Origin of the sequence: Flavisphingopyxis soli (genome assembly GCF_007995095.1) — a bacterium.
GTDB classification, from domain to species: Bacteria; Pseudomonadota; Alphaproteobacteria; order Sphingomonadales; family Sphingomonadaceae; genus Flavisphingopyxis; species Flavisphingopyxis soli.
Window position 1 is genome coordinate 48,977 of the sequence record NZ_VOPY01000001.1, and the last position, 22,920, is coordinate 71,896.

25 protein-coding genes are annotated in these 22,920 nt (G+C 62.6%); 13 read left to right on the plus strand and 12 right to left on the minus strand.

What is annotated here, in order from left to right; all coding sequences use genetic code 11:
- Window positions 1-36: 36 nt before the first annotated feature.
- Entirely contained in the window at window positions 37-1,341 is a 1,305-nt protein-coding gene (locus FSZ31_RS00220; RefSeq protein ID WP_147121070.1) for a chloride channel protein, read from the plus strand.
- On the opposite strand, the gene FSZ31_RS00225 is transcribed toward FSZ31_RS00220, so the two are convergent.
- The 4 genes from FSZ31_RS00225 to FSZ31_RS00240 all read right to left on the minus strand — a co-directional run bounded on the left by FSZ31_RS00225 (window position 1,338) and on the right by FSZ31_RS00240 (window position 3,690).
- The gene (locus FSZ31_RS00225) at window positions 1,338-2,624 is read right to left on the minus strand and encodes an MBL fold metallo-hydrolase (protein ID WP_408021632.1); all 1,287 of its coding nucleotides are present in this window, start codon (window positions 2,622-2,624) and stop codon (window positions 1,338-1,340) included. The two genes, FSZ31_RS00220 and FSZ31_RS00225, sit on opposite strands and share 4 nt — an antisense overlap.
- Before the next feature lie 82 nt (window positions 2,625-2,706).
- Complete coding sequence (locus tag FSZ31_RS00230; protein ID WP_236643597.1) at window positions 2,707-2,973, minus strand: hypothetical protein; 267 nt, start codon at window positions 2,971-2,973, stop codon at window positions 2,707-2,709.
- 68 nt (window positions 2,974-3,041) lie between these two features.
- Complete coding sequence (locus FSZ31_RS00235; protein WP_147121071.1) at window positions 3,042-3,317, minus strand: hypothetical protein; 276 nt, start codon at window positions 3,315-3,317, stop codon at window positions 3,042-3,044.
- Window positions 3,318-3,423: 106 nt separating this feature from the next.
- Window positions 3,424-3,690, minus strand: coding sequence for a hypothetical protein (locus tag FSZ31_RS00240; protein ID WP_147121072.1), 267 nt, complete (start codon window positions 3,688-3,690; stop codon window positions 3,424-3,426).
- Between FSZ31_RS00240 and FSZ31_RS12750 the strand changes: the two genes are divergently transcribed.
- Entirely contained in the window at window positions 3,683-3,955 is a 273-nt protein-coding gene (locus FSZ31_RS12750) for a hypothetical protein (RefSeq protein ID WP_161595901.1), read from the plus strand. The genes FSZ31_RS00240 and FSZ31_RS12750 overlap by 8 nt on opposite strands.
- Window positions 3,943-4,908 (plus strand): alpha/beta fold hydrolase, encoded by a 966-nt coding sequence (locus FSZ31_RS00245; RefSeq protein WP_161595902.1) that lies wholly within the window; start codon window positions 3,943-3,945, stop codon window positions 4,906-4,908. Before FSZ31_RS12750 ends, FSZ31_RS00245 begins: the two co-directional genes overlap by 13 nt.
- A 75-nt stretch (window positions 4,909-4,983) precedes the next feature.
- On the opposite strand, the gene FSZ31_RS00250 is transcribed toward FSZ31_RS00245, so the two are convergent.
- Window positions 4,984-5,235, minus strand: a complete 252-nt coding sequence (locus tag FSZ31_RS00250; protein ID WP_147121074.1) for a GlsB/YeaQ/YmgE family stress response membrane protein — start codon at window positions 5,233-5,235, stop codon at window positions 4,984-4,986.
- Between the two features lie 492 nt (window positions 5,236-5,727).
- Here FSZ31_RS00250 and FSZ31_RS00255 point away from each other — a divergent pair, with 492 nt between their 5' ends.
- From FSZ31_RS00255 to FSZ31_RS00265, 3 genes are all read left to right on the plus strand, one after another.
- Complete coding sequence (locus FSZ31_RS00255; RefSeq protein ID WP_408021633.1) at window positions 5,728-7,722, plus strand: ribonucleoside-diphosphate reductase subunit alpha; 1,995 nt, start codon at window positions 5,728-5,730, stop codon at window positions 7,720-7,722.
- Window positions 7,723-7,817: 95 nt separating this feature from the next.
- On the plus strand, window positions 7,818-8,237 hold the full coding sequence (locus FSZ31_RS00260; RefSeq protein WP_147121076.1) for an endonuclease domain-containing protein: 420 nt from the start codon (window positions 7,818-7,820) through the stop codon (window positions 8,235-8,237).
- Window positions 8,234-8,563, plus strand: a complete 330-nt coding sequence (locus tag FSZ31_RS00265) for a hypothetical protein (protein WP_147121077.1) — start codon at window positions 8,234-8,236, stop codon at window positions 8,561-8,563. The genes FSZ31_RS00260 and FSZ31_RS00265 overlap by 4 nt, the downstream gene beginning before the upstream one ends.
- A 53-nt stretch (window positions 8,564-8,616) precedes the next feature.
- Here the strand turns inward: FSZ31_RS00265 and FSZ31_RS00270 are convergent, their stop codons facing one another.
- Window positions 8,617-8,886: a DUF2171 domain-containing protein gene (locus tag FSZ31_RS00270; protein ID WP_408021634.1), complete on the minus strand. Its 270-nt coding sequence runs from the start codon at window positions 8,884-8,886 to the stop codon at window positions 8,617-8,619.
- Window positions 8,887-8,973: 87 nt separating this feature from the next.
- Here FSZ31_RS00270 and FSZ31_RS00275 point away from each other — a divergent pair, with 87 nt between their 5' ends.
- The 3 genes from FSZ31_RS00275 to FSZ31_RS00285 are packed head-to-tail and all read left to right on the plus strand — an operon-like array spanning window position 8,974 to window position 11,562.
- On the plus strand, window positions 8,974-10,032 hold the full coding sequence (locus tag FSZ31_RS00275; RefSeq protein WP_147121079.1) for a ribonucleotide-diphosphate reductase subunit beta: 1,059 nt from the start codon (window positions 8,974-8,976) through the stop codon (window positions 10,030-10,032).
- Between the two features lie 5 nt (window positions 10,033-10,037).
- Complete coding sequence (locus tag FSZ31_RS00280; protein WP_147121080.1) at window positions 10,038-11,060, plus strand: hypothetical protein; 1,023 nt, start codon at window positions 10,038-10,040, stop codon at window positions 11,058-11,060.
- Window positions 11,061-11,115: 55 nt separating this feature from the next.
- A complete protein-coding gene (locus tag FSZ31_RS00285) occupies window positions 11,116-11,562 on the plus strand; it encodes a hypothetical protein (RefSeq protein ID WP_201739090.1) in 447 nt (148 codons plus the stop codon).
- A 930-nt stretch (window positions 11,563-12,492) separates the two neighbouring features.
- Here the strand turns inward: FSZ31_RS00285 and FSZ31_RS00290 are convergent.
- The gene (locus FSZ31_RS00290; RefSeq protein WP_147121081.1) at window positions 12,493-12,915 is read right to left on the minus strand and encodes a hypothetical protein; all 423 of its coding nucleotides are present in this window, start codon (window positions 12,913-12,915) and stop codon (window positions 12,493-12,495) included.
- 23 nt (window positions 12,916-12,938) lie between these two features.
- Here FSZ31_RS00290 and FSZ31_RS12865 point away from each other — a divergent pair, with 23 nt between their 5' ends.
- Together FSZ31_RS12865 and FSZ31_RS00300 are read left to right on the plus strand one after the other, a co-directional pair.
- A complete protein-coding gene (locus tag FSZ31_RS12865) occupies window positions 12,939-13,295 on the plus strand; it encodes a hypothetical protein (protein ID WP_201739091.1) in 357 nt (118 codons plus the stop codon).
- A 117-nt stretch (window positions 13,296-13,412) separates the two neighbouring features.
- The gene (locus FSZ31_RS00300; protein ID WP_147121082.1) at window positions 13,413-13,973 is read left to right on the plus strand and encodes a DsrE family protein; all 561 of its coding nucleotides are present in this window, start codon (window positions 13,413-13,415) and stop codon (window positions 13,971-13,973) included.
- A 30-nt stretch (window positions 13,974-14,003) separates the two neighbouring features.
- On the opposite strand, the gene FSZ31_RS00305 is transcribed toward FSZ31_RS00300, so the two are convergent.
- Window positions 14,004-14,198, minus strand: a complete 195-nt coding sequence (locus FSZ31_RS00305) for a hypothetical protein (protein ID WP_147121083.1) — start codon at window positions 14,196-14,198, stop codon at window positions 14,004-14,006.
- A gap of 91 nt (window positions 14,199-14,289) precedes the next feature.
- Here FSZ31_RS00305 and queF point away from each other — a divergent pair, with 91 nt between their 5' ends.
- Window positions 14,290-14,736, plus strand: coding sequence for a preQ(1) synthase (queF, locus tag FSZ31_RS00310; RefSeq protein ID WP_147121084.1), 447 nt, complete (start codon window positions 14,290-14,292; stop codon window positions 14,734-14,736).
- Between the two features lie 46 nt (window positions 14,737-14,782).
- Window positions 14,783-17,482, plus strand: coding sequence for a M1 family metallopeptidase (locus FSZ31_RS00315; RefSeq protein ID WP_147121085.1), 2,700 nt, complete (start codon window positions 14,783-14,785; stop codon window positions 17,480-17,482).
- A gap of 58 nt (window positions 17,483-17,540) precedes the next feature.
- Here FSZ31_RS00315 and FSZ31_RS00320 read toward each other — a convergent pair whose 3' ends face one another.
- The 4 genes from FSZ31_RS00320 to hflK form a co-directional block, all read right to left on the minus strand.
- A complete protein-coding gene (locus FSZ31_RS00320) occupies window positions 17,541-19,118 on the minus strand; it encodes a helicase HerA-like domain-containing protein (RefSeq protein WP_147121086.1) in 1,578 nt (525 codons plus the stop codon).
- Between the two features lie 125 nt (window positions 19,119-19,243).
- The gene (locus FSZ31_RS00325; protein WP_147121087.1) at window positions 19,244-20,797 is read right to left on the minus strand and encodes a Do family serine endopeptidase; all 1,554 of its coding nucleotides are present in this window, start codon (window positions 20,795-20,797) and stop codon (window positions 19,244-19,246) included.
- A 101-nt stretch (window positions 20,798-20,898) separates the two neighbouring features.
- Window positions 20,899-21,750, minus strand: a complete 852-nt coding sequence (hflC, locus tag FSZ31_RS00330; protein ID WP_147121088.1) for a protease modulator HflC — start codon at window positions 21,748-21,750, stop codon at window positions 20,899-20,901.
- Window positions 21,747-22,814, minus strand: a complete 1,068-nt coding sequence (gene hflK / locus FSZ31_RS00335; protein ID WP_236643598.1) for an FtsH protease activity modulator HflK — start codon at window positions 22,812-22,814, stop codon at window positions 21,747-21,749. The genes hflC and hflK overlap by 4 nt, the downstream gene beginning before the upstream one ends.
- Between the last annotated feature and the right edge of the window lie 106 nt (window positions 22,815-22,920).

The window sequence follows — 22,920 nt, forward strand, 5'->3', positions numbered from 1 at the left end:
GACGGCTGTGCCCCGCCCGACTCGCCCCACCGCCGCATGAAACGCTGGACGCGCTATCGCATGCGCGCCGCGATGCGGCTGCACGGGCCGACCTCGGCGATCTTCCGTCGGCGGCTCGCGATCGTCGGCGGCGCGATTTCGGTCGGGCTCGTCGCGCTCGGCTTTGCCAGCCTGTCCGACCATGCGACGCGTCTGTTCCATCGCACGATTCTCCTCTGGCCGCTGCTGCCGCTGCTGGTCACCCCGCTCGGCTATGCCGGAATCGTCTGGGCGACCTTGCGCTTCAGCCCCGACTCGCGCGGGTCGGGCATTCCGCAAGTCATCGCCGCGCGCAACGATCCCGATGCGGCGGTCCGCAGAGCGCTGTCGCTACCGACCGCGCTCACCAAGGGCGTGCTGACGCTCGCCGGCTTGCTCGTCGGCGCATCGACCGGGCGCGAGGGGCCGACAGTCCAGATCGCCGCCGCGGTGATGGCCGCGTGGCACCGGTTGTTGCGCCTGCCGCTGCGCGCCTCGGTGATCATCGCGGGCGGCGCGGCGGGTGTCGCCGCCGCGTTCAACACCCCGCTCGCCGGCATCGCCTTTGCCATCGAGGAGCTCGCCGCCGCCTATGAGCAGCGGATGGCGCTGCTCGTCATGACCGCGATCCTGATCTCGGGCGCGGTCGCGCTCGGCATCGGCGGCGACTATGTCTATTTCGGCGTCGTCTCGAGCCGGGTCGACTTTGTTTCGGTGATCGTCATCGCGCCGGTTGCGGGCGTGCTCGGCGGACTCACCGGCGGCTGGTTCGCGCGGCTCGTCCTCGCCTCGGCGCAGGGTACGACGCGGCTGATGTGTGCGGCAAAGAGCACCCCGGTCCTGACCGCCGGGATCTGCGGCCTGATCGTCGCCGCACTCGGCATCGCGACCAATCTGACCTGGGGCACCGGTTATGATGCCGCGCGGATGATGATCGAAGGCGGCGCGTCGCCCTGGTGGTTCGGCCCGGCCAAGTTCGCCACCACGCTGGCGACCGCGATCGCAGGACTTCCCGGCGGCATCTTCGCTCCCAGCCTCGCGACCGGTGCAGGCTTCGGCAATATCCTCACCTGGCTGTTCCCCGGCCAGCCGGTCAGCGCGATCGTCGTCCTCGGCATGGTCGCCTATTTCACCGGCGTCGTCCGCGCGCCGCTGACCGCGGTGTTCATCCTGACCGAGACGACCGCCGCACGCGGGCTGATGCTGCCGCTGATGGCGACCGCGCTGATCGCCGACCGCGCCAGCGCGCTGGTCTGCCGCGAGAAGCTCTACAACGGTCTCGCCAAGACCTTCATGGGCAAGGACGAGACCGCCAGGTCCTAGGGCAAGGCGTCGATTGCCGCCTGGTCGCAGCGCGGCTTTGGCCCGCGCACATCGCTTTGGGATCGCGCGGCAGCCGGCACCATGAACGACGCCCCGATGCGATGCGCGGCGAACCGGTCGGCGGGCAGCCCGGCGCACTGCGCCTCGAGCGCGAGCATCTTCGGCGGCGTATCATACCCCTCCCACGACAGGCGGAAGGTTCCCCAGTGGATCGGCAGCCCGGTCGTCGCGCCGAGCCGCTCGAACGCCTCGACCGCGTGCTTGGGCCCGACATGCGATCCCGACCACATCTGCCCCGGGGCAAAGCGGAATGCGCCGATCGGAATGATCGCGAGCCGGATCGGCCCCGCTGCCCGCCGCCTCGCCTCGTCGGGCCAGCGCATGTCGCCCGGCCCGGTATCGCCGGCGAAGAAGACGCTGCCCGACGGTGTGTCGATGACGAAGCTCGACCACAGGGCGCGATTGCGATCGGCGCCCCAGCGGCTCGACCAGTGATGGTTGCGCGTGACGGTGACCTTGACGTCTAATTCCCTCGGAAAAAGACCGGTATCTCGTGATAGGCGATCAGCGATAAATTCCGAACGGCCCCAGTCCAGCACCATAACGAGGGCGTCATACCTCAAGCAATGGTTGCAGGTTTCAGTCGAGACTCCCCCGGCGGCAAGAATCTCTTCGTTTCCCGGGCTGGTGACGATCACCGGCCGATCGCGCTCCCACAGCCGCTTTAGCGTCGCCATGTCCATATGGTCGTAATGGTTGTGGCTAACGACGATCAGGTCGATCCGCGGCAGGTCGTCGAACGCGATCCCCGGCGCGGCGACGCGGTGCGGGCCGATACCGAGCGGCCCCGCCACGTCGCTCCAGATCGGGTCGGTCAGGATGTTGAGCCCCGGCGTCTCGATCAGCACGCTGGCATGGCCGATCCAGGTCGCGCGCATCTCGCCGGGCTTGACCGGCGGCAGCGCCTTCGGTCTGGCCTGCGCCACCGCGACATGATCGGGCCAGGCCGGACGCTGGTCGGCGCCAGTGATCCAGCGCAGCAGGAACCCGCCCGGCCCGCGGCTGCCGCCCTTGACCGCCGCACGCGTCGGGTCGCCCGACCATTCGCCTTCGCCCTCGTCGGGATTGAAGAAATGCGCGCCGTCGAAATTGCCGTCTGGCGGACCCTCGTAATAGACGCGGTCGAGGAAGCGCGGGACGATCGTCACCGTCAGCAGCAGCGCAACAACTATCCACAGCACGATCGTGCCAGTCCATCGCGCCACCGCGCTGATCATCCGCATTCGAAACTATCCCGCCGCTGGTTGGGTGCCCGCGATAGCATGGCGCGCCGCGCGGGCAATGCCGCCAATCGTCCGTGCGCGATCAACTCCCCGAAGCGATCGGCGTCACATTGCCTTCGCCGGGGGCGTCGCCCGCGCCCGGCTGACGCGGCACCTTGCGCCCCATCGACCAGTTGGTCTGCATCCGCACCTTGGGATTGGGCGCGCACCAGATCTCGCCCGTCGCGTCGATCGCGGTGACCCAGATCAGGTTATGCTCGGGCCCGTAATCGATCACGCCAAAGGCGAGGCCGTCGCCGCGCTCAAGGACGTGCAGGGGGATCGGGGGATCGAGTTGGGTGAACGACATCGGGCGGTTCCTGTGCAGATGACACGATCATCAACCCGCCGCTATCGCCCCGGTTCCATTGATGAATGTCAGCGCCGCCGATTGGTCAGCAGGGCAAAGACGATGCCATTGACCATCGTGTAGAGCCCGTAGAGCAGCAGCATCGCGATCGGCCAGCTCTGGCTGAACAGCATCGCCATCAGCAGCAGGACGAATTCGAAGGCATAGCTGGTATAGCGCCCCATCGCGCGCTGCACGGGCATGACCGACGCCTGGATGATCGGGTCGCGGCTCTCGATCAGCGCGCGGTGCATCGCGAAATTGGCGATTCCGGCGAAGAAGATGAAGATCAGCGACAGCGTCATGCCCCCGATATAGGCACCTTGGGCCTAATCGCCAGCAACTTGCCGCGCATGTCGGCCCCTCGCCATCGCCGCGTTTTCTTCGCGTTGGGCGTGTCGCCGACCCCGTTCATTGATGCAATGACACGCCCTGCGCCAAATCCTTCGCCGTGCGCCGATCGCGTTCGCAACTGTCGTCCGCCTCGCTTTTCTGGTAATCGATAGCCTCAACCGTGCCGGTCAGGAGTTGGTTTGAAGCCCGCGCTGAAAGCTGCGACATTTTTTTCTTGGCGCTGTTTGCCTTGGGCTTCGTCTTGGGAACGATCCGGGTGGTTTTCGTAGCGCCGCGCTTAGGGCCTCTCGGGGCGACATTCGCCGAACTGCCCTTGATGCTCATCGCGGCCTATTACACCTGCCGGTGGTCGGTCCAATATTGGCAGGTTCGGCGCGCGATTGCGATCCGCTGGGCAATGGTCGGGTGGTTTCTGACACTGTTGATGACAGGCGAAATGCTGCTCGGCTCGGCGCTCTTCGCGCGGACCGCAACCGAACAATGGGCTGCGTTGACGACGCCGGCAGGATTGCTCGGCATGTCCGCTCAGCTGATCGCCGCGCTCCTCCCGTTATTTGTCTGCAGGCAGGGGCGGACATGCCCAGGCTAACCCGCCGGCGAGTGTTGCTGGGGGCCGGCAGCACCATTTTGCTGGGCAGCGGCTTTATATGGTCCAGCTTCAGGCGCGACCTCGCCACGGCAGAACGTCGCATTTCGGATAGAAGCCGGATCATCATGACTGCGTTTGGCGCGCTCGAATATGCCGTGGCCGGTTCGGGCGATCCGCTGATGATGATCCACGGCACAGGCGGCGGCTTCGATCAGGGGCTGCGGTTTGCGTATGCTCTGCGGCAGCGCGGACATCGCATCGTCGCACCGTCGCGCTTCGGCTATTTGCGGAGCGACTTTCCGGCCGACCCCTCGCTCGCTCATCAGGCCGATGCGTTTGCCGTGTTGCTGGATCATCTCGGGATCGATCGACTTCCCGTGGTGGGTGGCTCCGCCGGAGCCTTGTCGGCATCGGCCTTCGCGCTACGGCATCCCGATCGTTGCTCGGCGCTGGTCCTGCTTGTGCCGGTCGCGAATGTCACCGGCAGCGATCCCGTCGAAATGGGCAGGTTGCAAGAGAGCGCGGTCCGGGCGCTGCTCACCTCCGATCTGCTTTACTGGTCGGCGCTTGAAGCGGCGCCCGAACGCATCATCGGTACGCTCTTGGCCACCGACCCGAAGCTGCTGCCGAACGTCAGCCCAAGCGAGCGCCGGAGGGCGTTCGCCATTGCGTCGGACATGATGCCGATCCACGCGCGAACCGACGGAATGTTGAACGATGCCCGGCAGGCTGGGCAACCCGCGAAATTGGATTTCGCCCAGCTTAGGATGCCACTGCTCCTGATCTCGGCGGAAGACGACCGATTCAATACCGCCACCACGGCACGCACAATCGCCACCATGGTGCCTCATGCGGACCTCACCATATTTCCCGATGGCGGACACATTTGGCTCGGTCATGACGAAGAGGTCGCGCAACGCATCGAAGGATTTATTGCTTTCGAACGGAATTAGCCCGCTTCGGCCATGACCGGCCCGGCAGGGCGGACCGCCCGCTTGGGTGAAGCATGCCGGACCTGGCTATGCCGTCTAAAGAAGGATCCGCCCCAACAGGATCAGCACGATCGCGCCCAATAGCGAGGCGAAGAAGCCCGCGCGGTTGAACCCGCCGCCGATCCCGCCCGAACGCCGCGACGCGGTCACCAGGCCGGCAAGCAGCGATCCGCCGATGCCGAGCAGCGTCGTCAGCCAGAATCCCATGTCGACCGCGCCGGGATAGAAAAAGCGCGCGAGCAGGCCGACGACGAATCCGACAATGATTGTCGAGATGATGTTGATCATGAAACCTGTTCCTTCGCCAATTTATCGAGTGGCGATTCTAGCCGCTGTCGGGGCGATGGCAATTGCGTCTTTATGACAAAAAAATTTCACCCCCCGATGCAGGCCTGCAACGCCCCCCGGCAAGCCCGCCGCAGAGGCGGCTTTGCGTTGCGTGCAGACTCGCTTTGTTCTCACGGTCCGCTGTGCCGAAACGGGTTAAGGCGAAATTTACCGCCTTGCATCTCAGATTCGATGTGGCACTATCCATGGTGGGTCGTCGCCGGGGGGCACCCCTAGACGTAGTGGTGGAGCCGGAACGTGGATTTTCCGCGGGCTCCCGACCTGCGCCTTGAGAATGGGCATATCGGCGATAGTAATCTGTGGATGAAAGACGAGTTTTTCCCCCGCAGCGACCCCAAAAATGTTAGGGAGGGATTTCGCCCTTCCGAATCGAACGAATAGTGAACATACGGAGCGGGCGACATGGATTTCAGGGACACGGAGCGGAGCGATATGGATAGCACGAGCGATACGCTGGAGAACGACGCGATCGAGAGCGCTGCGAGCGCCCGCGCGCCCGCCCCAGCATCCGCCGCTGCGCCCGCCAAGGCGCCTGCGAAAAAGCCGGCAGCGAAGAAGGCCGCGGGCGAATCGAAGGATTCGAAGCAGGTCGACGATCGCCGCTTTGCCGTGACGACCGATTCGAACCGCGACGACCTGCTCACCGATTTCGGCAAGGACACGCTCAAGGATCGCTATCTGCTCCCGGGCGAATCGTACCAGGACCTGTTCGCCCGCGTCGCGGCGGCCTATGCCGACGATGAACCGCATGCCCAGCGGCTCTACGACTATATCTCGAAGCTGTGGTTCATGCCCGCCACGCCCGTCCTGTCGAACGGCGGCACCGGTCGCGGCCTGCCGATCTCGTGCTATTTGAACTCGGTCTCGGACAGCCTCGACGGCATCGTCAACACGTGGAACGAGAATGTCTGGCTCGCATCGCGCGGCGGCGGCATCGGCACCTATTGGGGCAATGTCCGCGGCATCGGCGAGCCGGTCGGCCTCAACGGCAAGACCAGCGGCATCATTCCCTTCGTCCGCGTCATGGACAGCCTCACGCTGGCAATCTCGCAGGGCTCGCTGCGGCGCGGCTCGGCGGCGGTCTATCTCGACATCTCGCATCCCGAGATCGAGGAGTTCCTCGAGATCCGCAAGCCCTCGGGCGACTTCAACAGGAAAGCGCTCAACCTCCACCACGGCGTCCTCGTCACCGACGAGTTCATGGAAGCCGTCCGTGCGGGCGCCGAGTTCGACCTGAAATCGCCCAAGGACGGCAGCGTCCGCGCCACCGTCGATGCGCGCTCGCTGTTCCAGAAGCTCGTCGAGACGCGGCTTGCCACCGGTGAGCCGTACATCGTGTTCTCCGACCAGGTGAACCGGATGATGCCCAAGCATCACCGCGACCTCGGCCTCAAGGTATCGACCTCGAACCTGTGCAGCGAGATCACGCTGCCGACCGGCGTCGACCATCTCGGCAACGATCGCACCGCGGTCTGCTGCCTGTCGTCGCTCAATCTCGAAACCTGGGATCAGTGGAACGGCGAGCCGCAGTTCATCGAGGACATCATGCGCTTCCTCGACAATGTCCTGCAGGACTATATCGACCGCGCCCCCGACGAGATGGCGCGCGCCAAGTACTCAGCCGAGCGTGAGCGCTCGGTCGGCCTCGGCGTGATGGGCTATCACAGCTTCCTCCAGGCGCGCGGCCTCGGCTTCGAGAGCGCGATGGCCAAGTCGTGGAACCTCAAGATCTTCAAGCACATCCACTCGAAGGCGTCCGAAGCCAGCATGATGCTCGCGCACGAACGCGGGCCGTGCCCCGATGCCGCCGATGTCGGTGTGATGGAGCGTTTTTCGTGCAAGATGGCGATCGCGCCGACCGCGTCGATCAGCATCATCTGCGGCGGCGCCAGTGCGTGCATCGAGCCGATCCCGGCGAACATCTACACGCACAAGACGCTGTCGGGTTCGGTCTCGATCAAGAACCCGCATCTCGAGAAACTGCTGCGCGAAAAGTCGAAGGATTCGGCCAACGTGTGGAACTCGATCCTCGAACGCGGCGGCAGCGTCCAGCATCTCGACTTCCTCACGCAAGAGGAAAAGGACACCTTCAAGACCAGCTTCGAGATCGACCAGCGCTGGCTGCTCGAACTCGCCGCCGACCGCACGCCGTATATCGATCAGGCGCAGTCGCTGAACCTCTTCATCCCCGCCGATGTCGAGAAATGGGACCTGCTCATGCTCCACTTCCGCGCGTGGGAGCTGGGCATCAAGTCGCTCTATTACCTGCGCTCGAAGAGCGTCCAGCGCGCCGGCTTCGCCAACCACACCGACGCGGTCAGCACCGAGGAAAGCCGCGGCGGCGTAGAGGCGGACAACACCGCCAATCCCCCCGTCTTCGCGATCGGCGAGACCACGGATTACGACGAATGCTTAGCGTGCCAGTAAGCCGATGCGCCATTCTTCCCTCTCCCCTTGTGGGAGAGGGATGCGCAGACTTGGCAGCTCGCCTGCCTAGTCGCAGCTGGGTGAGGGGTAAGGCGATGAAGCGCGACCGATTGCCATCGAACGCCATTCCCCGCGCACGCAAGCTGCGCCGCACTGCTACTGAAGCGGAGACCATCCTGTGGCGTGTGCTGCGGGAAAAGCTGCCGCGCGCCAAATTCCGGCGCCAGGTGCCGCTTGGCCGCTATTTCGCCGATTTCGCTTCGCATGGCGCGAAACTGGTGATCGAAGTCGATGGTGGCCAGCATGGCGAAGCTGCTGGTTACGACGCCGCCCGCACGCTCTATCTTGAGCACGAAGGCTATCGCGTCCTGCGCTTTTCTAACCACGACGTGATCGACAATCTCGACGGCGTACTTGAGGCGCTCGGTCGCGCACTGACCCCTCATCCAAGTGCGACTAGCGAGCAAGCTCGCAAGTCTGCCTATCCTTCTCCCACAGGGGGAGAAGGCCAATGAGCTACAAACGCCTTGCCGTCTTTTTACCGCTCCTCCTCTCCGCCTGCGCCACGCAGCGCGCCGACGCGGTCGTCGCGAGCGGTCCGGGCTTCCTGCTCGGCCTGTGGCACGGCTTCATCTTCCCGGTCGCCTGGGTGCTCAGCCTGTTTATCGACAATGTCGCGGTGTACGCCGTACCCAATGACGGCGGCTGGTACGATTTCGGCTATTTCCTCGGCATCGTCGTGTTCGGCGTCGGCGCGAGGAAGACGCGCACCGTCTATCGCACGCGCACGATCCGCACGAACGCACAGCCAGAGCGCGAGACGGTGATCATCGATCAATGACCACCGCGCTCGCCTCTAACTTCGACGCCGCCAAAGCGAACGCCGTTCGGTCGTTAGCCCCTGGTTTTGTCGGCGGTCTCGAACAGGTCGTAGGCGTTCGCCGCGGTCGCGCTCAGCCGCACCGTGTCGCCATCGACGCTCGCGACGAGGCCGGCGGGGATATAGTGATGCTTGGCGCCCTTGCCGCCCTGCGTCGACGGACTGTCGGTCTTGGTCATCTTGATCCGCTCGCCGTCGAGATGGTCGACGGTACCGAGATGGACGCCGTCGGCGCCGACAATGTTCATGTCTTCCTTGATGTTGCTGTGGTCGTGATCGCTCATCATCATTCTCCTTCTGGGGGGTTCACTGGTTCAACGTACCACGCCCCCCATTCGCTCCATACCTCGTAAAAGTCCGGAAGGTTCGCCATGTCCCTGTTAGAAGCCCGCACCCAGTACAAGCCCTTCGAATATCCCTGGGCCTATGACTTCTGGAAGCGCCAGCAGCAGATCCACTGGATGCCAGAGGAAGTGCCTCTGGGCGAGGATTGCCGCGACTGGGCGCAGAAGCTCAGCGACCACGAGCGCAACCTGCTGACGCAGATCTTCCGCTTCTTCACCCAGGCCGATGTCGAGGTGCAGAACTGCTATCACGACAAATACGGCCGCGTGTTCAAACCGACCGAGATCAAGATGATGCTGACCTCGTTCTCCAACATGGAGACGGTCCACATCGCCGCCTATTCGCACCTGCTCGACACGATCGGCATGCCTGAGAGCGAATACGGCATGTTCCTCGAGTACGAGGAAATGTCGGCCAAGCACGATTACCTCAACGAATTCGGCGTCGACACCGACGAGGATATCGCCAAGACGCTCGCGATGTTCGGCGGCTTCACCGAGGGGCTGCAACTGTTCGCCAGCTTCGCGATGCTGATGAACTTCCCGCGCTTCAACAAGATGAAGGGCATGGGACAGATCGTCAGCTGGTCGGTCCGCGACGAGAGCCTGCACTGCGAAGGCATCATCAAGCTGTTCCACGCCTTCTGCGCCGAGCGCGGCTGCCTGACCAAGTCGGTCAAGAACGACATCATCGACTGCTGCCAGAAGACCGTGCGATTGGAGGACGCGTTCATCGACCTCGCCTTCCAGGACGGCCCCGTCCCCGGCATGACCGCCAAGGAAATCAAGAAGTACATCCGCTACATCGCCGACTGGCGGCTGGGGCAGCTGGGCTTCCAGCCGATCTACATGATCGACGAACACCCGCTGCCGTGGCTCGCCCCGCTGCTCAACGGCGTCGAGCACGCCAACTTCTTCGAAACCCGCGCGACCGAATATTCGAAAGCGGCAACGCGCGGCGACTGGGGCCAGGTCTGGACCAGCTTCGACCAACGCAAGAAGGGCAAGGTCGCGATCGACGACGCGAGCGGCGACACCGCGACGCAGGCCGATGAAGGCAAGGACATGTTTGCTGGGGTGGAGTGAGATAAATGGTCGATAATCAGGACGATTCCCTTTCGGAAGCAGAGAATGCTTTAGAGCGCGTCCAGAATTACGACCCTCAGAAACTAGTCCGTCGAGATGAACTGGGTAAATATGCTTTTTCGGCTGCCGTAGGTCCGGCAAAAAGATTAATTTCGCTGTTTGAGGTTCTTTCGGCAAGTCATCTCGAATACTTCCCAACCCAGCAATTAAATTTGGTCAGGGACACAGCCAATACTGTCTATAATATTTTTGGAGAATTTGAAAACTTTGACGTTGAAAGTGCTCAGCCTTCTGTCTCCGATGCGCAAACGGCACTAATCTCAAAGTTAACTACTCAATACCAGCATGTTTTCAATCAGTTATCGCCACTGATAGCTTTTTCTACCGCGAGAGCCCAAGACTTTTCCGCATTAGAGCGCGATGCACGCGCAGCTACTCAAGCAGCAAAAGATCAAGCCAATTCTTTGGTCAGCGCACTTAAAGGACAAAAAGATACGGCCGATGCTATATTAGCCGAGGTGCGTTCGGCAGCGGCGGAGCAAGGGGTTAGTAAACAGGCCATTCACTTTAAGAACGAGGCGGATAAGCACCACGACGAGTCCCAAATATGGCTTAAGCGAACTATTTTATCATCTGTCGTCTTGGTTGTTTATGCTTTTGCCTCGATTTTCATTCATAATATACCTGGAACTATGGCCGGCCCCTATGGCGCTATACAACTCGGTATAAGCAAAGTTTTGATATTTGGTGTGATCGCATATAGTGTTCTATTATGCGCACGTAACTTTTTGTCTCACAAGCATAATGAAATCATAAACCGCCATCGGCAAAATGCCCTAGCTACGTTTACAGCTTTGGCCGAGGCAACCTCGGATGCTGCGAGTTCAGATATAGTACTTAGCCATGCAGCGGCCTGCATATTTTCTCCTCAGGAGACAGGTTATACCAAAGGGGATGCTGCGCATCCTGATGGTGTGCCTGCACTGCAAATCTTGCCCCGCATAGGTGGAATGGCGTCTGCGCAATAGCGATTGAGGTTAAGGCCATAAAACCGTTTTCAACCACACGAGATTATCGGTGATAATGAGCCAAAAGTTTACAGTTCCGCCGTTTCTTAACGGCGTCGTTTCGCAAGACGTTTACGGTCGATGGTTGCATCGGAAGGCAGCCGCTCATGTGAAACGGGACAGGAGACGTTGCGATTATCTCGTTTCTGGCGCGAAATATCGTGAGCTAATCCATTCCGCAGTCACCCACTCGAAAGGCCGCGACCACTACACCGGCGAGCAACTCGACTGGGGGCTGATTGGTACATATTGCAACGAAGCGTCGAAAGCTGGCCGGAGCGAATACAAGTCGACGCTCGGCCTTCTGCCTACCGCCGATCATGTTCCCGGCAACGACGGGCAATACGATTTCGTCATCTGCGCTTGGCGCACCAACGACGCCAAGAACGACTTATCGCATAATGACTTTATCGACCTGTGCCGTCGGGTCGTCGAGTACCATGACACAAAAGTGACGACTTAGCGCCTACAGCGGCGAGCAATGTTTACAGCCTTCTGTCCGTTCCTTGCCGCACGATTTTGCCTTTTGTAGAGCCGATCGCGAGTCATCGAATGGGCCGTGCCAAGTGCTACTCTTCGTAGTCCGTGACCCATGTAACCCCCGGCCGTCGTTGCAACTTCCGCAGTGGGCGTGGTGTACAATCGCCTTGTTCCGAACCCAATTTTCGTAAACCCAAAAGCGGCCTTCCATTTTCTGCTCCTTCCACGTCTTTATCGCCCAAAGTACCACTTTGGGCGAAACCCCTAGCACCATGGCCGCCGCCCGCCCGCATAGGGCCGCGCCAACCCCTCGGCGATCAGCACGTCGCCCAGCGAGACACCCCCGCGCGTCACGTCGCGCAGCTTCTCGTGCTAGCTTTCCGCCAATACCCGCCGTGCCCCTGCGCAGGCAGGGGCCCATCTCCAGACCTCCACCCCAGGGCACCGCCTCGACCCGCAAGCCAACGGCTCGACGCTTAGCGTCCCGATCGATCGACCCGATTTGCCCGGCGGTGACCGTCACAAGCTGGACCCCGGCCTGCGCCGGGGTACGCCATCCTCACCCCACCCGCCAAACTCGCCCAAAACACCACTTTGGGCGAAACCCCGTGGCCGATAGGACGCACGCCTTGCCAATAGGATCGCCGCCGCCACGCCGCGCTGTCCTACCCATTACGACCCGCTTAGCCTGCCGCGATCATGGCGACCCCGATCATCTTGCCGACGCACGGCGCATCGCGCGTATCGGCGCCTCGCGTGCGGAGGCGATTGCGCGCGCACCCTATCGCGAACTTTGCGACCGTCCGGCTGGTCGGGGCAGCGCGGCCGCTTGCGCCTTCAGGGTCACAGTGTGAACCCGTCCCTGGACGGTGTGAACCCCATGAACTTGTCGCGACTTTGGCGGGCTGGCGACTTACCGCCGCGTGCGCCCCAGCACCCGCCACGTCACCAGCAGCAGGACGACCGAGACCGCCTCGGCGATCATCGCCATCGAAATGCCCGGGTCGCTCGCCCCGCCGCCCGGCAACGCGATGCCGCGCCCCGCCAGCGCGACCGCGAACAGGCTGGCGGGCACCAGCAGCCAGTCGTGCCGCCGCCGCCGCCCGTCGCGGAACGGCAGCGCGCCGAGCAGCGCGAACACGCTCGCGACGATGAAGAATGCGGAAAGGTCGCCGCGGATCGTGCTCGCGCCGAACACGCCGTCCAGGCTGACCCCCAGGTTATCGGCATAGACCCCCGGGTCGATCAGGCCGCGCACGCCTAGCACAAGGAAATACACCGCCCACAGCACCACCGCGCCGCGCAACAGCCGCTTCATGAAATTGCGTTCGCCCATCTCGCCATCCTGTCCCGTTGCGGATGTTCCCGCCGGGCGCCAACCTGCCCGTGCACGTCCCGCCGCGCAAGGGCGCCGGTGCCGCCGCGATCGGCGCCAATATGGACGCGATCACGCGTGCAGCCTGCCGAGTCGTCGCATTACGCTGGCGCGCGAAGGAGACTGCGATGCCCCGTTTCATCGTCAACAAGAACGCGCAGGCAAACGGCGACCACGAAGTCCACAACACGACCGACGGCTGCGGCCACATGCCCGATACGCGCAACCGAAAGGATCTTGGCGTCCACCCCGGCTGCCACGGTGCGCTGGTCGAGGCGAAGCGCCTCTACCCGCAATCGAACGGCTGCGCCTATTGCTGTCCCGCCTGCCACACTGGCTAGCGCGGCCGGGCCAGGCTGCCGACGCTACCGCTCGCTCCGCGCTTTCGCCCGACTGCGCGTCGTGTCATGGTGGGAGACCGCAAGTCGTTTTCTGCCATGCCAGCGAAAGGCCCCATCATGACCAGCCGTTTCCTTCTGTCCCTCGCCGCCGCCGTCGCACTGCCGCTCGGTCCGGTCGCCGCTGCAGACGACCCCGACCCGATGGCCGCCTTCCACCCCGGCACCGCAATTCCCGGCTATGGCAAGATCGCCGATGTCGATATCGAGATGGCGATCCCCGAAGGCACTGTCTTGCTCCACAGCTTCGATGCCACCGAAGGGAAGGCCGGGACGCTCAACCGCACGCTCGAATCGGTGGCGCGCTTCGTCAACATGCACGTCGCTGCCGGCATGCCGCTTGCCAACGTCCACGCTGCGGTCGTCGTCCACGGTCCGGCGGTGTTCGATGTCACCAATGCCGAACGCTACGGCGCGAAATATGATGGTGCGAAAAATCCCAATGCCGACCTGGTCGCCGCGCTTCAGGCGGTCGGCGTCGAGATCTACGTCTGCGGGCAAAGCGCTGCCGCGCAGGACGTTCACAATGGCGACCTGTTGCCCGGCGTAAAGATGGCGCTATCGGCGATGACCGCACATGCCCTGCTGCAACAGCGCGGCTATACGCTCAACCCGTTCTGACAGGAGCCGAATTGATCCGGGATCACACCGTTATTTACGCTTTTGGCGACTTTCTTCGGCGGCCTTTTCGGCCTTGTGCGCCGCGAGCGCGTCATCGGCGACGCTTTGCGCCTGCGCATCCTCGTGGCGCTGGCTGGTGTTCACGCCCTCAGGCGCTTCCGAATCGCGGCGGTCGTTTTGCGGGTCGTTGTTCAATCCGTCCTTGCGGCTGGTGTCATCGGTCATGGGATTCTCCTGTGTGTTTCTCGACCAACCCCCGGCAGGCCCTTGCGGTTCCGCCGATGACAGGCGCCCCTGCTCGGGTTAAAAGCACGTCATGACCCCCAAACATCTTGGCCAGGCAAGCGGACTGCCCGCATCGCCCGACGCCGCCGAACTCGATTACGTCCCCAATCCGCGGCCTGATGCGCTGTATCTCGTCCGTTTTGCAGCGCCCGAATTCACCTCTTTATGCCCGGTGACGGGGCAACCCGATTTCGCGCATCTCGTCATCGATTATGCGCCCGGCGAAACGATCGTCGAATCGAAATCGCTCAAGCTGTTCCTCGGCAGCTTCCGCAACCACGCCGCCTTCCACGAGGATTGCACCGTCGGCATCGGCCAGCGCCTGTTTGACGAGATGCGCCCGCAATGGCTGCGCATCGGCGGCTATTGGTATCCGCGCGGCGGCATTCCGATCGACGTCTTCTGGCAATCGGGCAAGCCGCCCGAAGGTCTGTGGCTACCCGGCCAGGGGGTCGCCCCCTATCGCGGCCGCGGCTGACCAGCTTCATCGCATAATCATCGTTCGTCTAACCGGAGCCAAACTCATGACACGTGCTTTCCGTCCCGCCCTTCTCCTTGCTGCAAGCACGCTGGTGCTTGGCGGGTGTGCCGCCACCGCAGGCGACCTCAATACGCGCGCGCCGATGGCGCCCAGCGTCTTTGCCGCCAGCCCGGATAGCATCGACAAAAGCCAGACGACGCAGCTGCCCCGCAATGCGGTGCCGCGCAATTATAAGATCGAAGTGACGCCGCACGCCGATGCGCTGACCTTCGACGGCAAGGTCCGCATCACGCTCAACGTGACCGAGCCGACCGACACGCTGACCTTCAACGCCGCCGATCTGGCGATCGCGAGCGCGACGATCACCGCCGCCGATGGCACCAGCCAGCAGGGCCGCGTCAACTTGAACACCGATGCGCAAACCGCGAATGCACAGTTTGCCCAGCCGTTGTCGCCGGGCCTTTACGCTCTCGACATGGTCTATTCGGGCAAGATCAACACGCAGGCCAACGGCCTGTTCGCGCTCGATTACAAGAGCACCAAGGGGGTCGATAAACGCTCGCTGTTTACCCAGTTCGAAGCACCCGATGCGCGCCGCTTTGTTCCCAGCTGGGATGAGCCCGATTACAAGGCGAGCTTCGACCTCAGCGCGATCGTCCCCGCCGACGAAATGGCAATCAGCAACATGCCGGCCAAATCGACCACCGCGCTCGCGGACGGCCTGAAGCGCGTCACCTTCGAAACCACCCCGGTGATGTCGAGCTACCTGCTGTTTTTCGGCAAGGGTGATTTCGGACGCATTTCCAAGATGGCAGGCAACACAGAGGTCGGCATCGTCGTCAGCAAGGGCAACGAGGAAATGGCGCGCACGGCGCTCGACGACGAAGCACAAATCCTGCCTTATTATAACGACTATTTCGGCACGCCCTATCCGCTGCCAAAGCTCGACAACGTTGGCGGCCCCGGCCAGTCGCAATTCTTCGGCGCGATGGAAAACTGGGGGGCGATCTTCACCTTCGAACGTATCCTGCTCGACGACCCGGCCATCACCAGCGAAAGCGCGCGGCACGCGATCTTCTCGGTTCAGGCTCACGAAATGGCGCATCAGTGGTTTGGCGACCTTGTCACGATGGCCTGGTGGGACGACCTTTGGCTCAACGAAGGTTTCGCCAGCTGGATGGAGAACAAGACGACGCAGCACTTCCATCCCGATTGGGGTGCAGACATCGATGCGGTTGGCAGCCGCGAGGCTGCGATGGGACAGGACGCCTACGCCACGACCCATCCGATTGTGCAGAAGATTCTGACGGTCGAACAGACCAACCAGGCGTTCGATTCGATTACCTATTCGAAAGGCGAATCGGTGATCTCGATGCTCGAAGGCTATGCTGGACCCGACGTCTGGCGTCGCGGCATTCAGGACTATGTGAAGACGCATCAGTATCAGAATACCAAGACCGACGACCTGTGGCGCGCGGTCGAGGCGGCGGGTGCGAACGGACTAACCACGATCGCGCATGACTTCACGTTGCAGCCCGGCATTCCGCTGATCACCGTCGGCAAGGCGCAATGCGTCGATGGTAGCACCAAGGTACCGCTGACCCAGGGCCAGTTCTCGCGTGACAAGCGCGAGGCGGCGGCAGCCAACCCGCTCACCTGGCACGTCCCGGTCAGCGTCTCGGCCGGCGGAGCAAAAGCCATGACGGTGACCGCCGGGCGAACGACCGACGTCATCGTCGCGGGTTGCGGCCCGCTGCTCGTCAATGCGGGTCAGACCGGTTATTATCGGACGCTATACACTGCAGATCAGCTTGCCCGACTGAAGGCCACATTCGGATCGCTCGGCGCGGTCGATCAATATGGCTTGCTCAACGATTCACTGGCGCTGTCCTATGCGGGTTATCAGCCGATCGGGCGCTCGCTGGACCTCATTGCCGCAATTCCCGCAAACGCCAATCGCAAGGTGATGACGGAAGGCCTCGGGACGCTCTATTCGTTGTACGAAATGTTCGACGGCGACGCAGCCGTCCAGGCCAAGCTCGCGAGCATGATCGAGTCGCGTTACGCACCCGTGTTGGGGCAGATCGGCCTCCTCCCGCGCGCGGGCGAACCCGTCCTCGATACGACGTTGCGGCCGAGTCTGATCAGTGCGCTAGGCGCGGTCGGTGACAGCAATATCCAGGCCGAGGGCGATCGCCTGTTTGCGGCGCTCCAGACCAATCCGTCGGCAATTGCAGGATCGCTCAAGTCGACCTGGCTCGGACTCGTTGCCTATAATGCGACGTCGGCGGAATGGGGCCAGCTGCATGCAATGGCGAAGAACGCGACCGGCTCCGTCGAGCGTGCGACGCTCTATTCGTTGCTCGGCGTCGCCAAGGACAAGACACTCGCCCAGCGGGCACTCGACCTCGCATTGACCGACGAACCGGGTTCAACGGTTTCGGCGGGTATGATCAACGCGGTTGCCCGGCGCAACCCGGAACTGGCGCTCGATTTCGTCCTGGCGCATCTCGACCGCGTCAATGCGTTGGTCGACAGCTCGGCGGCTTCGCGGTTCGTCGCGCAGCTTGGCAGCGGCAGCGACGAAGAGACGACGATCGCCAAGCTCGACGCCTATGCAAAGGCCAATCTCGATCCTTCGGCTCGCAAGCCCATCGACTCGGCGATCAACGGCATTCGTACCCGCCTCGCCGACCGTCCGCGGATCAAGCAGGAAGTCCGCGCCTGGGTCGCAGGACAATAGGCCTGGCCATCTCTCGGCCCGTCGCCGCGCGAAGCGGTGACGGGCAGGGACGCCTAGCCTAGCGCATCAGTCCGCCAATAAGGTTGCGGACAAACCGGCCGGCGAAGGGTCCGGCGAGATCGGTGGCGATCGAACCGGCGGCCGAGGTCGCGGCATTGCGCACCGGGTTCGACCGCGACTTGCGTCCGGTTACCGCCGCTGCCGCGATCGTCGCCGCCGACCCCGTCATCGCGCCCGTCGCGCGCTTGAGCGCCTTGCCCCAGATATTGGGCGTCCGCCGTTCGCGTTTGCCGACCTCTTCGCGGCCATTTGCTTCGACTTCTTCGGCGGTCGCGGCGGCGTCACTGGCCTTTTGAGCGATGACCTCGGCGGCGCTCTCGCGGTCGATCCGCTGGTCATAGTTAGTGCCCACCGGCGACGCGCCGACGATCATCGCGCGCTCGCCCGTCGAGATCGGTCCGATCCGCGACGAGGGCGGGCGCACCAGCACGCGTTCGACCGGCGACGGGGCGCCGTCGTCCATCAGCGTCGATACCAAGGCTTCGCCAACCTTCAGTTCGGTGATCGCGGTTTCGACGTCGAGGTCGGGATTGATCCGGAAGGTCTCGGCCGCACCCTTGATCGCGCGCTGGTCGCGCGGCGTGTAGGCGCGCAGCGCATGAAGAATACGATTGCCCAATTGGCCGGCAACGGTCTCTGGAATGTCGATCGGATTTTGTGTGATGAAGAACACGCCGATACCCTTCGATCGGATCAACCGGACGACCTGCTCGATCTTGTCCTGCAGTGCCGGCGAGGCATCGTCGAACAACAGATGCGCCTCGTCGAAGAAGAAGACGAGCTTGGGTTTTTCAGGGTCACCAACCTCGGGTAGTGCCTCGAACAACTCGCTCATCAGCCATAGCAGGAAGGTCGCATAAAGCTTGGGGTCGACCATCATCCGGTCGGCCATCAACACGTTGACGAACCCCTTGCCAGTGGGATCGGTACGAAAGAATTCGGCGACGTCGAACGCGGGTTCGCCGAAGAACTGCTCGCCGCCCTGGCCCTCGAGCTGGAGCAAGGCGCGCTGGATCGTGCCGACGCTCGCCTTGGTGACGTTACCGTATTTCGTGCTCAGTTCGACCGCATTTTCGGCGGTATGGGCGAGCATCGCGCGCAGGTCAGGCAAGTCGATCAGCAAAAGGCCCTGATCGTCGGCATAGCGGAAAGCGATTTCGAGGACGCCGGCCTGGGTGTCGTTGAGTTTGAGCAACTGGCCCAGCAGCAACGGCCCCATCTCGCTGACCGTCGTGCGGATCGGATGGCCCTGCTTGCCATACAGGTCCCAGAATATTGTCGGGCTGTCGGCATAGGCGTAATCGATGAGCCCGACCTCGCGGGCGCGGTCCTTCAGCTTGTCGGCATGGGCAAAGGCATCGCTGCCGGGCATCGCGATACCGCTGAGATCGCCCTTCACGTCGGATACGAAAACAGGGACGCCCGCCTTTGAGAACCCCTCAGCGAGGACTTGCACGGTCACTGTCTTGCCGGTGCCGGTGGCGCCCGCGATCAGTCCGTGGCGATTGGCCCGGCTGAGCGCGATACCGACCGGCGTGCCGTCAGCGCTGCCGATAAAGACCGATCGATCGTCCATTGCGGTTCCCTTTCACGCGTGTCGGCGAAGCGTAGACCAGCACAAATCGAAAGCAAACATGGCAGACAGCAAAACGCCCGACCAAATTGGCCGGGCGTTTAAGTGTCGGGCGATTCAGCGCGCCGTCAGTTGTTGAGCCTGACCGCAATGAAGGTCGGTTCAACGCCGCGCCGTGTGACCTGCAACAGAATGGCCGAACGCCCATCGGACTTGGCTTGCGAAACAGCATCCGCCAGCGCCTTCAGGGTTTGTACCGGTTCACGATTGGCACTGATGATCACGTCGCCGCGCTGCAGTCCCTTTTGAGCAGCATCGGCCGCACCTGAGACGCGCCCGATGACAAGGCCCTTGGTCGCGGTATCGACCCCGATTGAACGGGCAATATCGGTGGTCAGCGGCTCGACGATCAGGCCGAGCGACTGGCGGATCGCCTGGTCGGGTCCGGTCGCGTTTTCGCTCGACTTGCTCGGATAGGCCTGGTCATCGTCGGGATCGAATTTGGGCTGCTGCAACTTATCCTCGGGCGGTCGTTTGCCAACCGTGACATTGAGGCGCTGCTTCTTGCCATCGCGGATGATGTCGACCGGGATTTTCGTGCCTGGCGTTACATTGGCGACAAGATACGAGACATTGTTGTCGGGCGTGACCTCCTGGCCGTTGACCGCAACTACGACGTCGCCCGCCTTGATGCCTGCCTTGGCCGCGGCCTCTCCGTCGACAACGCGCTGGATGAACTCGCCGCGATTATGGGCCAGGCCCAATGCCGCCGCAGTATCATCATCGAGCGGCGCGAGCGCTACGCCGAAATAGCCGCGCTCGATCGCCTCGCCGCTGCGCAATTTGGCGACAATCGGTGCAGCGACATCCGCAGGGATCGCAAAGCCCAGGCCGATATTGGCACCCGTTGGCGAAATGATCGCCGAATTGATCCCGATGACGTTGCCATTCAAATCGAACATCGGCCCACCCGAATTGCCGCGATTGATTGCCGCGTCGGTCTGGATATAGCGCGAATAGGCGCCGCCGGTGCCGGGGCCGTTTTCGCCAACGTTGCGATACAGCGCCGAAACAATCCCCGTCGTCACGGTGCCGCCAAATCCGAGCGGATTGCCGATCGTGATGACCCAGTCGCCGACGCGCGACTTGGTCGAATCGCCGAACTTGACGAACGGAAGGTTGGTGCCGTCAATCTTGAGTACCGCGAGATCCGACTGGGCGTCGCGCCCGATAACGCGCGCCTTGTATTCCTTGCGATTGGGCATGGTGACGGTGATCTCTTCGACCACCGCACCATCCGCGGCAGGCGCAACGACATGGTTGTTGGTGACGATATAGCCGTCGGGAGAGATGATGAAGCCCGAGCCAAGCGACTGACCTTCACGCGTCTGCGGCTGCGCGCCGCCATTACTCTGGCCTCCGAAAAACTGCTCGAACGGCGTGCCCGCGAACGGGTTTGACTGGACCTGGACACGCTGGCGCGTCGAAATATTGACTACCGCAGGCTGCAATTGCTCGGTCAGGTCTGCAAAGCTTGTCGGGGCACCGGCGCGTGGCACGACGCGCTGCAGCTGGGCATCTTCGTTCTGCGCGACCTGCGCGCCAACGGTGCTTGGCGAGGCGAGTGCTAGAGCGGTGCCGCCAAGCAGGAAAGCCGAAGTGATTGCATAAACATATCGCACGGGCGGATAATCCTTTTTGTGGAAAAAACGAGAGCTGGCCACGGTTCTCATGAAACTTCGAAGTTTAACGAAGCTTGAATATGGGACGGCGATCCCAGCGATCAACGCCCCTGGAATTCGCGTAGGAACTCATTGTCTGGCGACAGGACGACCGAGGTCGCGCCATCCGATTCGACGAAGGTCTTCTGATAGGCCTGCATAGCCCGGTAGAAGTCGTAGAAGCCGGGATCCTTGCCGAACGCCGAAGCGTAGATATTAGCCGCCTCGGCATCGGCGTCGGCACGGATCAGCTGCGCCTCCTTGCGTCCCTCGGCCTGGATCGAGATGGCCTCCTGATTGCGCGCGGTTTGCATTCGCTGATACGCCGATGTCAGCGGCGTGCCCTGCGGAAGATCGGCGCGCTTGATTCTGACATCGATGATTTCGGCACCATATTTGGCTGCCTCGCGATTGAGCCCGGCCTGAATATTGTCCATGATCTGGCCGCGCTCGGGGCTGAGCAGCGTCGCGAAGGCTCGCTTGCCAAGCTCGTTGCGCAGCGACGATCCGAGAATTGCGCCGAGCTGGTCGCGCAATTTGTCCTCGGTCTGGATCGTCGTGTACATCTTGGCCGGATCGACGATGCGAAAGCGGGCGAATGCATCGACCTGAAGTCGCAACTGATCGGTCGACAACACTTGCTGGCGCTCCATATTCACGCCGAGCACGCGCTTGTCGATAAACTTGATCTGCTCGACGAAGGGAATGCGCGCAATCAGACCGGCATTTGTCGATCCGAATGGTTGGTCGGGCTTGTACGAATTCACTACCCCGGTGATCGTGCCATAACGTAGCAGCAATGCCTGCTTGTCCTCGGGCACGATCGAAAACGTCATGCTTGCCAGCACCGCGAGCGCCAGTGCGATCATGCTGGTGCGGACGGGGTGTTCGGTGATCTGTGTGACGATGCTCATTGTGCAGCTCCTTCGGTCACTGTGACTTCGGGGGCCGCCTTGGCGCGGCGACGCAGTTCGGGAAGCGGCAGATAGCTCGTCACGCCGCGCGTCTCGACAATCGTCTTGTCCACTTTCCCGAGGACGCGCTCCATCGTGTCGTAGTACATGCGCTTCTTGGTGACGTCGGGCGCGAGCCGGTACTGCTCGTAGACCTTGTTGAACGCTGCCGATTCACCGCGCGCCTGTTCGAGGATCTGCTGCGCATAGGCGCGCGCATCGTTCTGATACGATTCGCGCTGCTGTTTTGCCGCATTGACCTTCTTGAACGCTTCGTCGACCTCGGCCGGCGGATCGGCCTGGCGTAGCTGGATGCCGTCGATACGTACGCCCGATCGATACTGGTCAAGGATCGTCTGCATGCGCTGCTGGACCTGCGCCTCGATGTCCGAGCGCCCCGATGTGATCGCACTGTTGAGCGAGAAATTGGCAACCGTCGCGCGCATCGCGCTCTCGGCGACCTCGCCGATCGTTTGTTCTGGATCTTTTAACTGGAAGATGAACAGTTCGGGGTCCTTGATCGACCAACGCACCTGATAGGCGAGGTCGACGATATTCTGGTCGCCGGTCAGGACGAGGTTTTCCTCGTTGGGCTGTTCGGATCCGATCTTTAGCTCGCGGATGTTGAGGGTGTCGATTTTGGTCATTTGTTCGAAAGGTGCTGGCATTGTCAGCTGGATGCCGCCGGGGCCGACCGTCCGCGCGTAGGAGCCGAGCCGGGTCACGACGCCGCGTTCGGCAGGCTGAAGCATGTGGAAACTGCTGAAGACGATCCAGATCGCGATGAAGCCGAGGATGCCATAGAGCCAGAAGGGCCGATCGCCGGACAGTCGGGGCCTGCCGCCACCGCCGCCGCCGCCGCCGAATCCGGCACGACCGCGCCGGAGCAGTTCGTCGAGCGCCGATGGCCCGCGCGCGTTATCGCCAACGGGTTGCGGACCGTTCGACGGTTGCGACCATGGATTGCGCGGCCCCTTGGGCTTGGGAGACTCGTCGTCACCCCCGCCCCATGGTCCTTTTTCCACCGCGAAAATATTGCCCCGCGGCACTGGGCCGCTCGCTGTCAGTCGGCGAACCGCCCGTTGCCAAAAATTCTTCATTCCTCTGTTATAGGTTGCATGGCCCGCGAAA

Bases quoted from the DNA above. Each gene is read 5' to 3' on its own strand.
- queF (WP_147121084.1), top strand. From the start codon at position 14,290: ATGACCCCCAAACATCTTGGCCAGGCAAGCGGACTGCCCGCATCGCCC.
- FSZ31_RS00280 (WP_147121080.1), top strand. From the start codon at position 10,038: ATGGTCGATAATCAGGACGATTCCCTTTCGGAAGCAGAGAATGCTTTA.
- FSZ31_RS00270 (WP_408021634.1), bottom strand. From the start codon at position 8,886: ATGAGCGATCACGACCACAGCAACATCAAGGAAGACATGAACATTGTC.
- FSZ31_RS00220 (WP_147121070.1), top strand. From the start codon at position 37: ATGAAACGCTGGACGCGCTATCGCATGCGCGCCGCGATGCGGCTGCAC.
- FSZ31_RS12865 (WP_201739091.1), top strand. From the start codon at position 12,939: ATGTTCCCGCCGGGCGCCAACCTGCCCGTGCACGTCCCGCCGCGCAAG.
- FSZ31_RS00285 (WP_201739090.1), top strand. From the start codon at position 11,116: ATGAGCCAAAAGTTTACAGTTCCGCCGTTTCTTAACGGCGTCGTTTCG.
- FSZ31_RS00225 (WP_408021632.1), bottom strand. From the start codon at position 2,624: ATGCGGATGATCAGCGCGGTGGCGCGATGGACTGGCACGATCGTGCTG.
- FSZ31_RS00260 (WP_147121076.1), top strand. From the start codon at position 7,818: ATGAAGCGCGACCGATTGCCATCGAACGCCATTCCCCGCGCACGCAAG.
- FSZ31_RS00235 (WP_147121071.1), bottom strand. From the start codon at position 3,317: ATGACGCTGTCGCTGATCTTCATCTTCTTCGCCGGAATCGCCAATTTC.
- hflC (WP_147121088.1), bottom strand. From the start codon at position 21,750: ATGAGCATCGTCACACAGATCACCGAACACCCCGTCCGCACCAGCATG.
- FSZ31_RS00320 (WP_147121086.1), bottom strand. From the start codon at position 19,118: ATGGACGATCGATCGGTCTTTATCGGCAGCGCTGACGGCACGCCGGTC.
- FSZ31_RS00230 (WP_236643597.1), bottom strand. From the start codon at position 2,973: ATGTCGTTCACCCAACTCGATCCCCCGATCCCCCTGCACGTCCTTGAG.
- FSZ31_RS00300 (WP_147121082.1), top strand. From the start codon at position 13,413: ATGACCAGCCGTTTCCTTCTGTCCCTCGCCGCCGCCGTCGCACTGCCG.
- FSZ31_RS00250 (WP_147121074.1), bottom strand. From the start codon at position 5,235: ATGATCAACATCATCTCGACAATCATTGTCGGATTCGTCGTCGGCCTG.
- FSZ31_RS00290 (WP_147121081.1), bottom strand. From the start codon at position 12,915: ATGGGCGAACGCAATTTCATGAAGCGGCTGTTGCGCGGCGCGGTGGTG.
- FSZ31_RS00275 (WP_147121079.1), top strand. From the start codon at position 8,974: ATGTCCCTGTTAGAAGCCCGCACCCAGTACAAGCCCTTCGAATATCCC.
- FSZ31_RS00315 (WP_147121085.1), top strand. From the start codon at position 14,783: ATGACACGTGCTTTCCGTCCCGCCCTTCTCCTTGCTGCAAGCACGCTG.
- FSZ31_RS00245 (WP_161595902.1), top strand. From the start codon at position 3,943: ATGCCCAGGCTAACCCGCCGGCGAGTGTTGCTGGGGGCCGGCAGCACC.
- FSZ31_RS00265 (WP_147121077.1), top strand. From the start codon at position 8,234: ATGAGCTACAAACGCCTTGCCGTCTTTTTACCGCTCCTCCTCTCCGCC.
- FSZ31_RS00305 (WP_147121083.1), bottom strand. From the start codon at position 14,198: ATGACCGATGACACCAGCCGCAAGGACGGATTGAACAACGACCCGCAA.
- FSZ31_RS00240 (WP_147121072.1), bottom strand. From the start codon at position 3,690: ATGAGCATCAAGGGCAGTTCGGCGAATGTCGCCCCGAGAGGCCCTAAG.
- FSZ31_RS12750 (WP_161595901.1), top strand. From the start codon at position 3,683: ATGCTCATCGCGGCCTATTACACCTGCCGGTGGTCGGTCCAATATTGG.
- FSZ31_RS00255 (WP_408021633.1), top strand. From the start codon at position 5,728: ATGGATAGCACGAGCGATACGCTGGAGAACGACGCGATCGAGAGCGCT.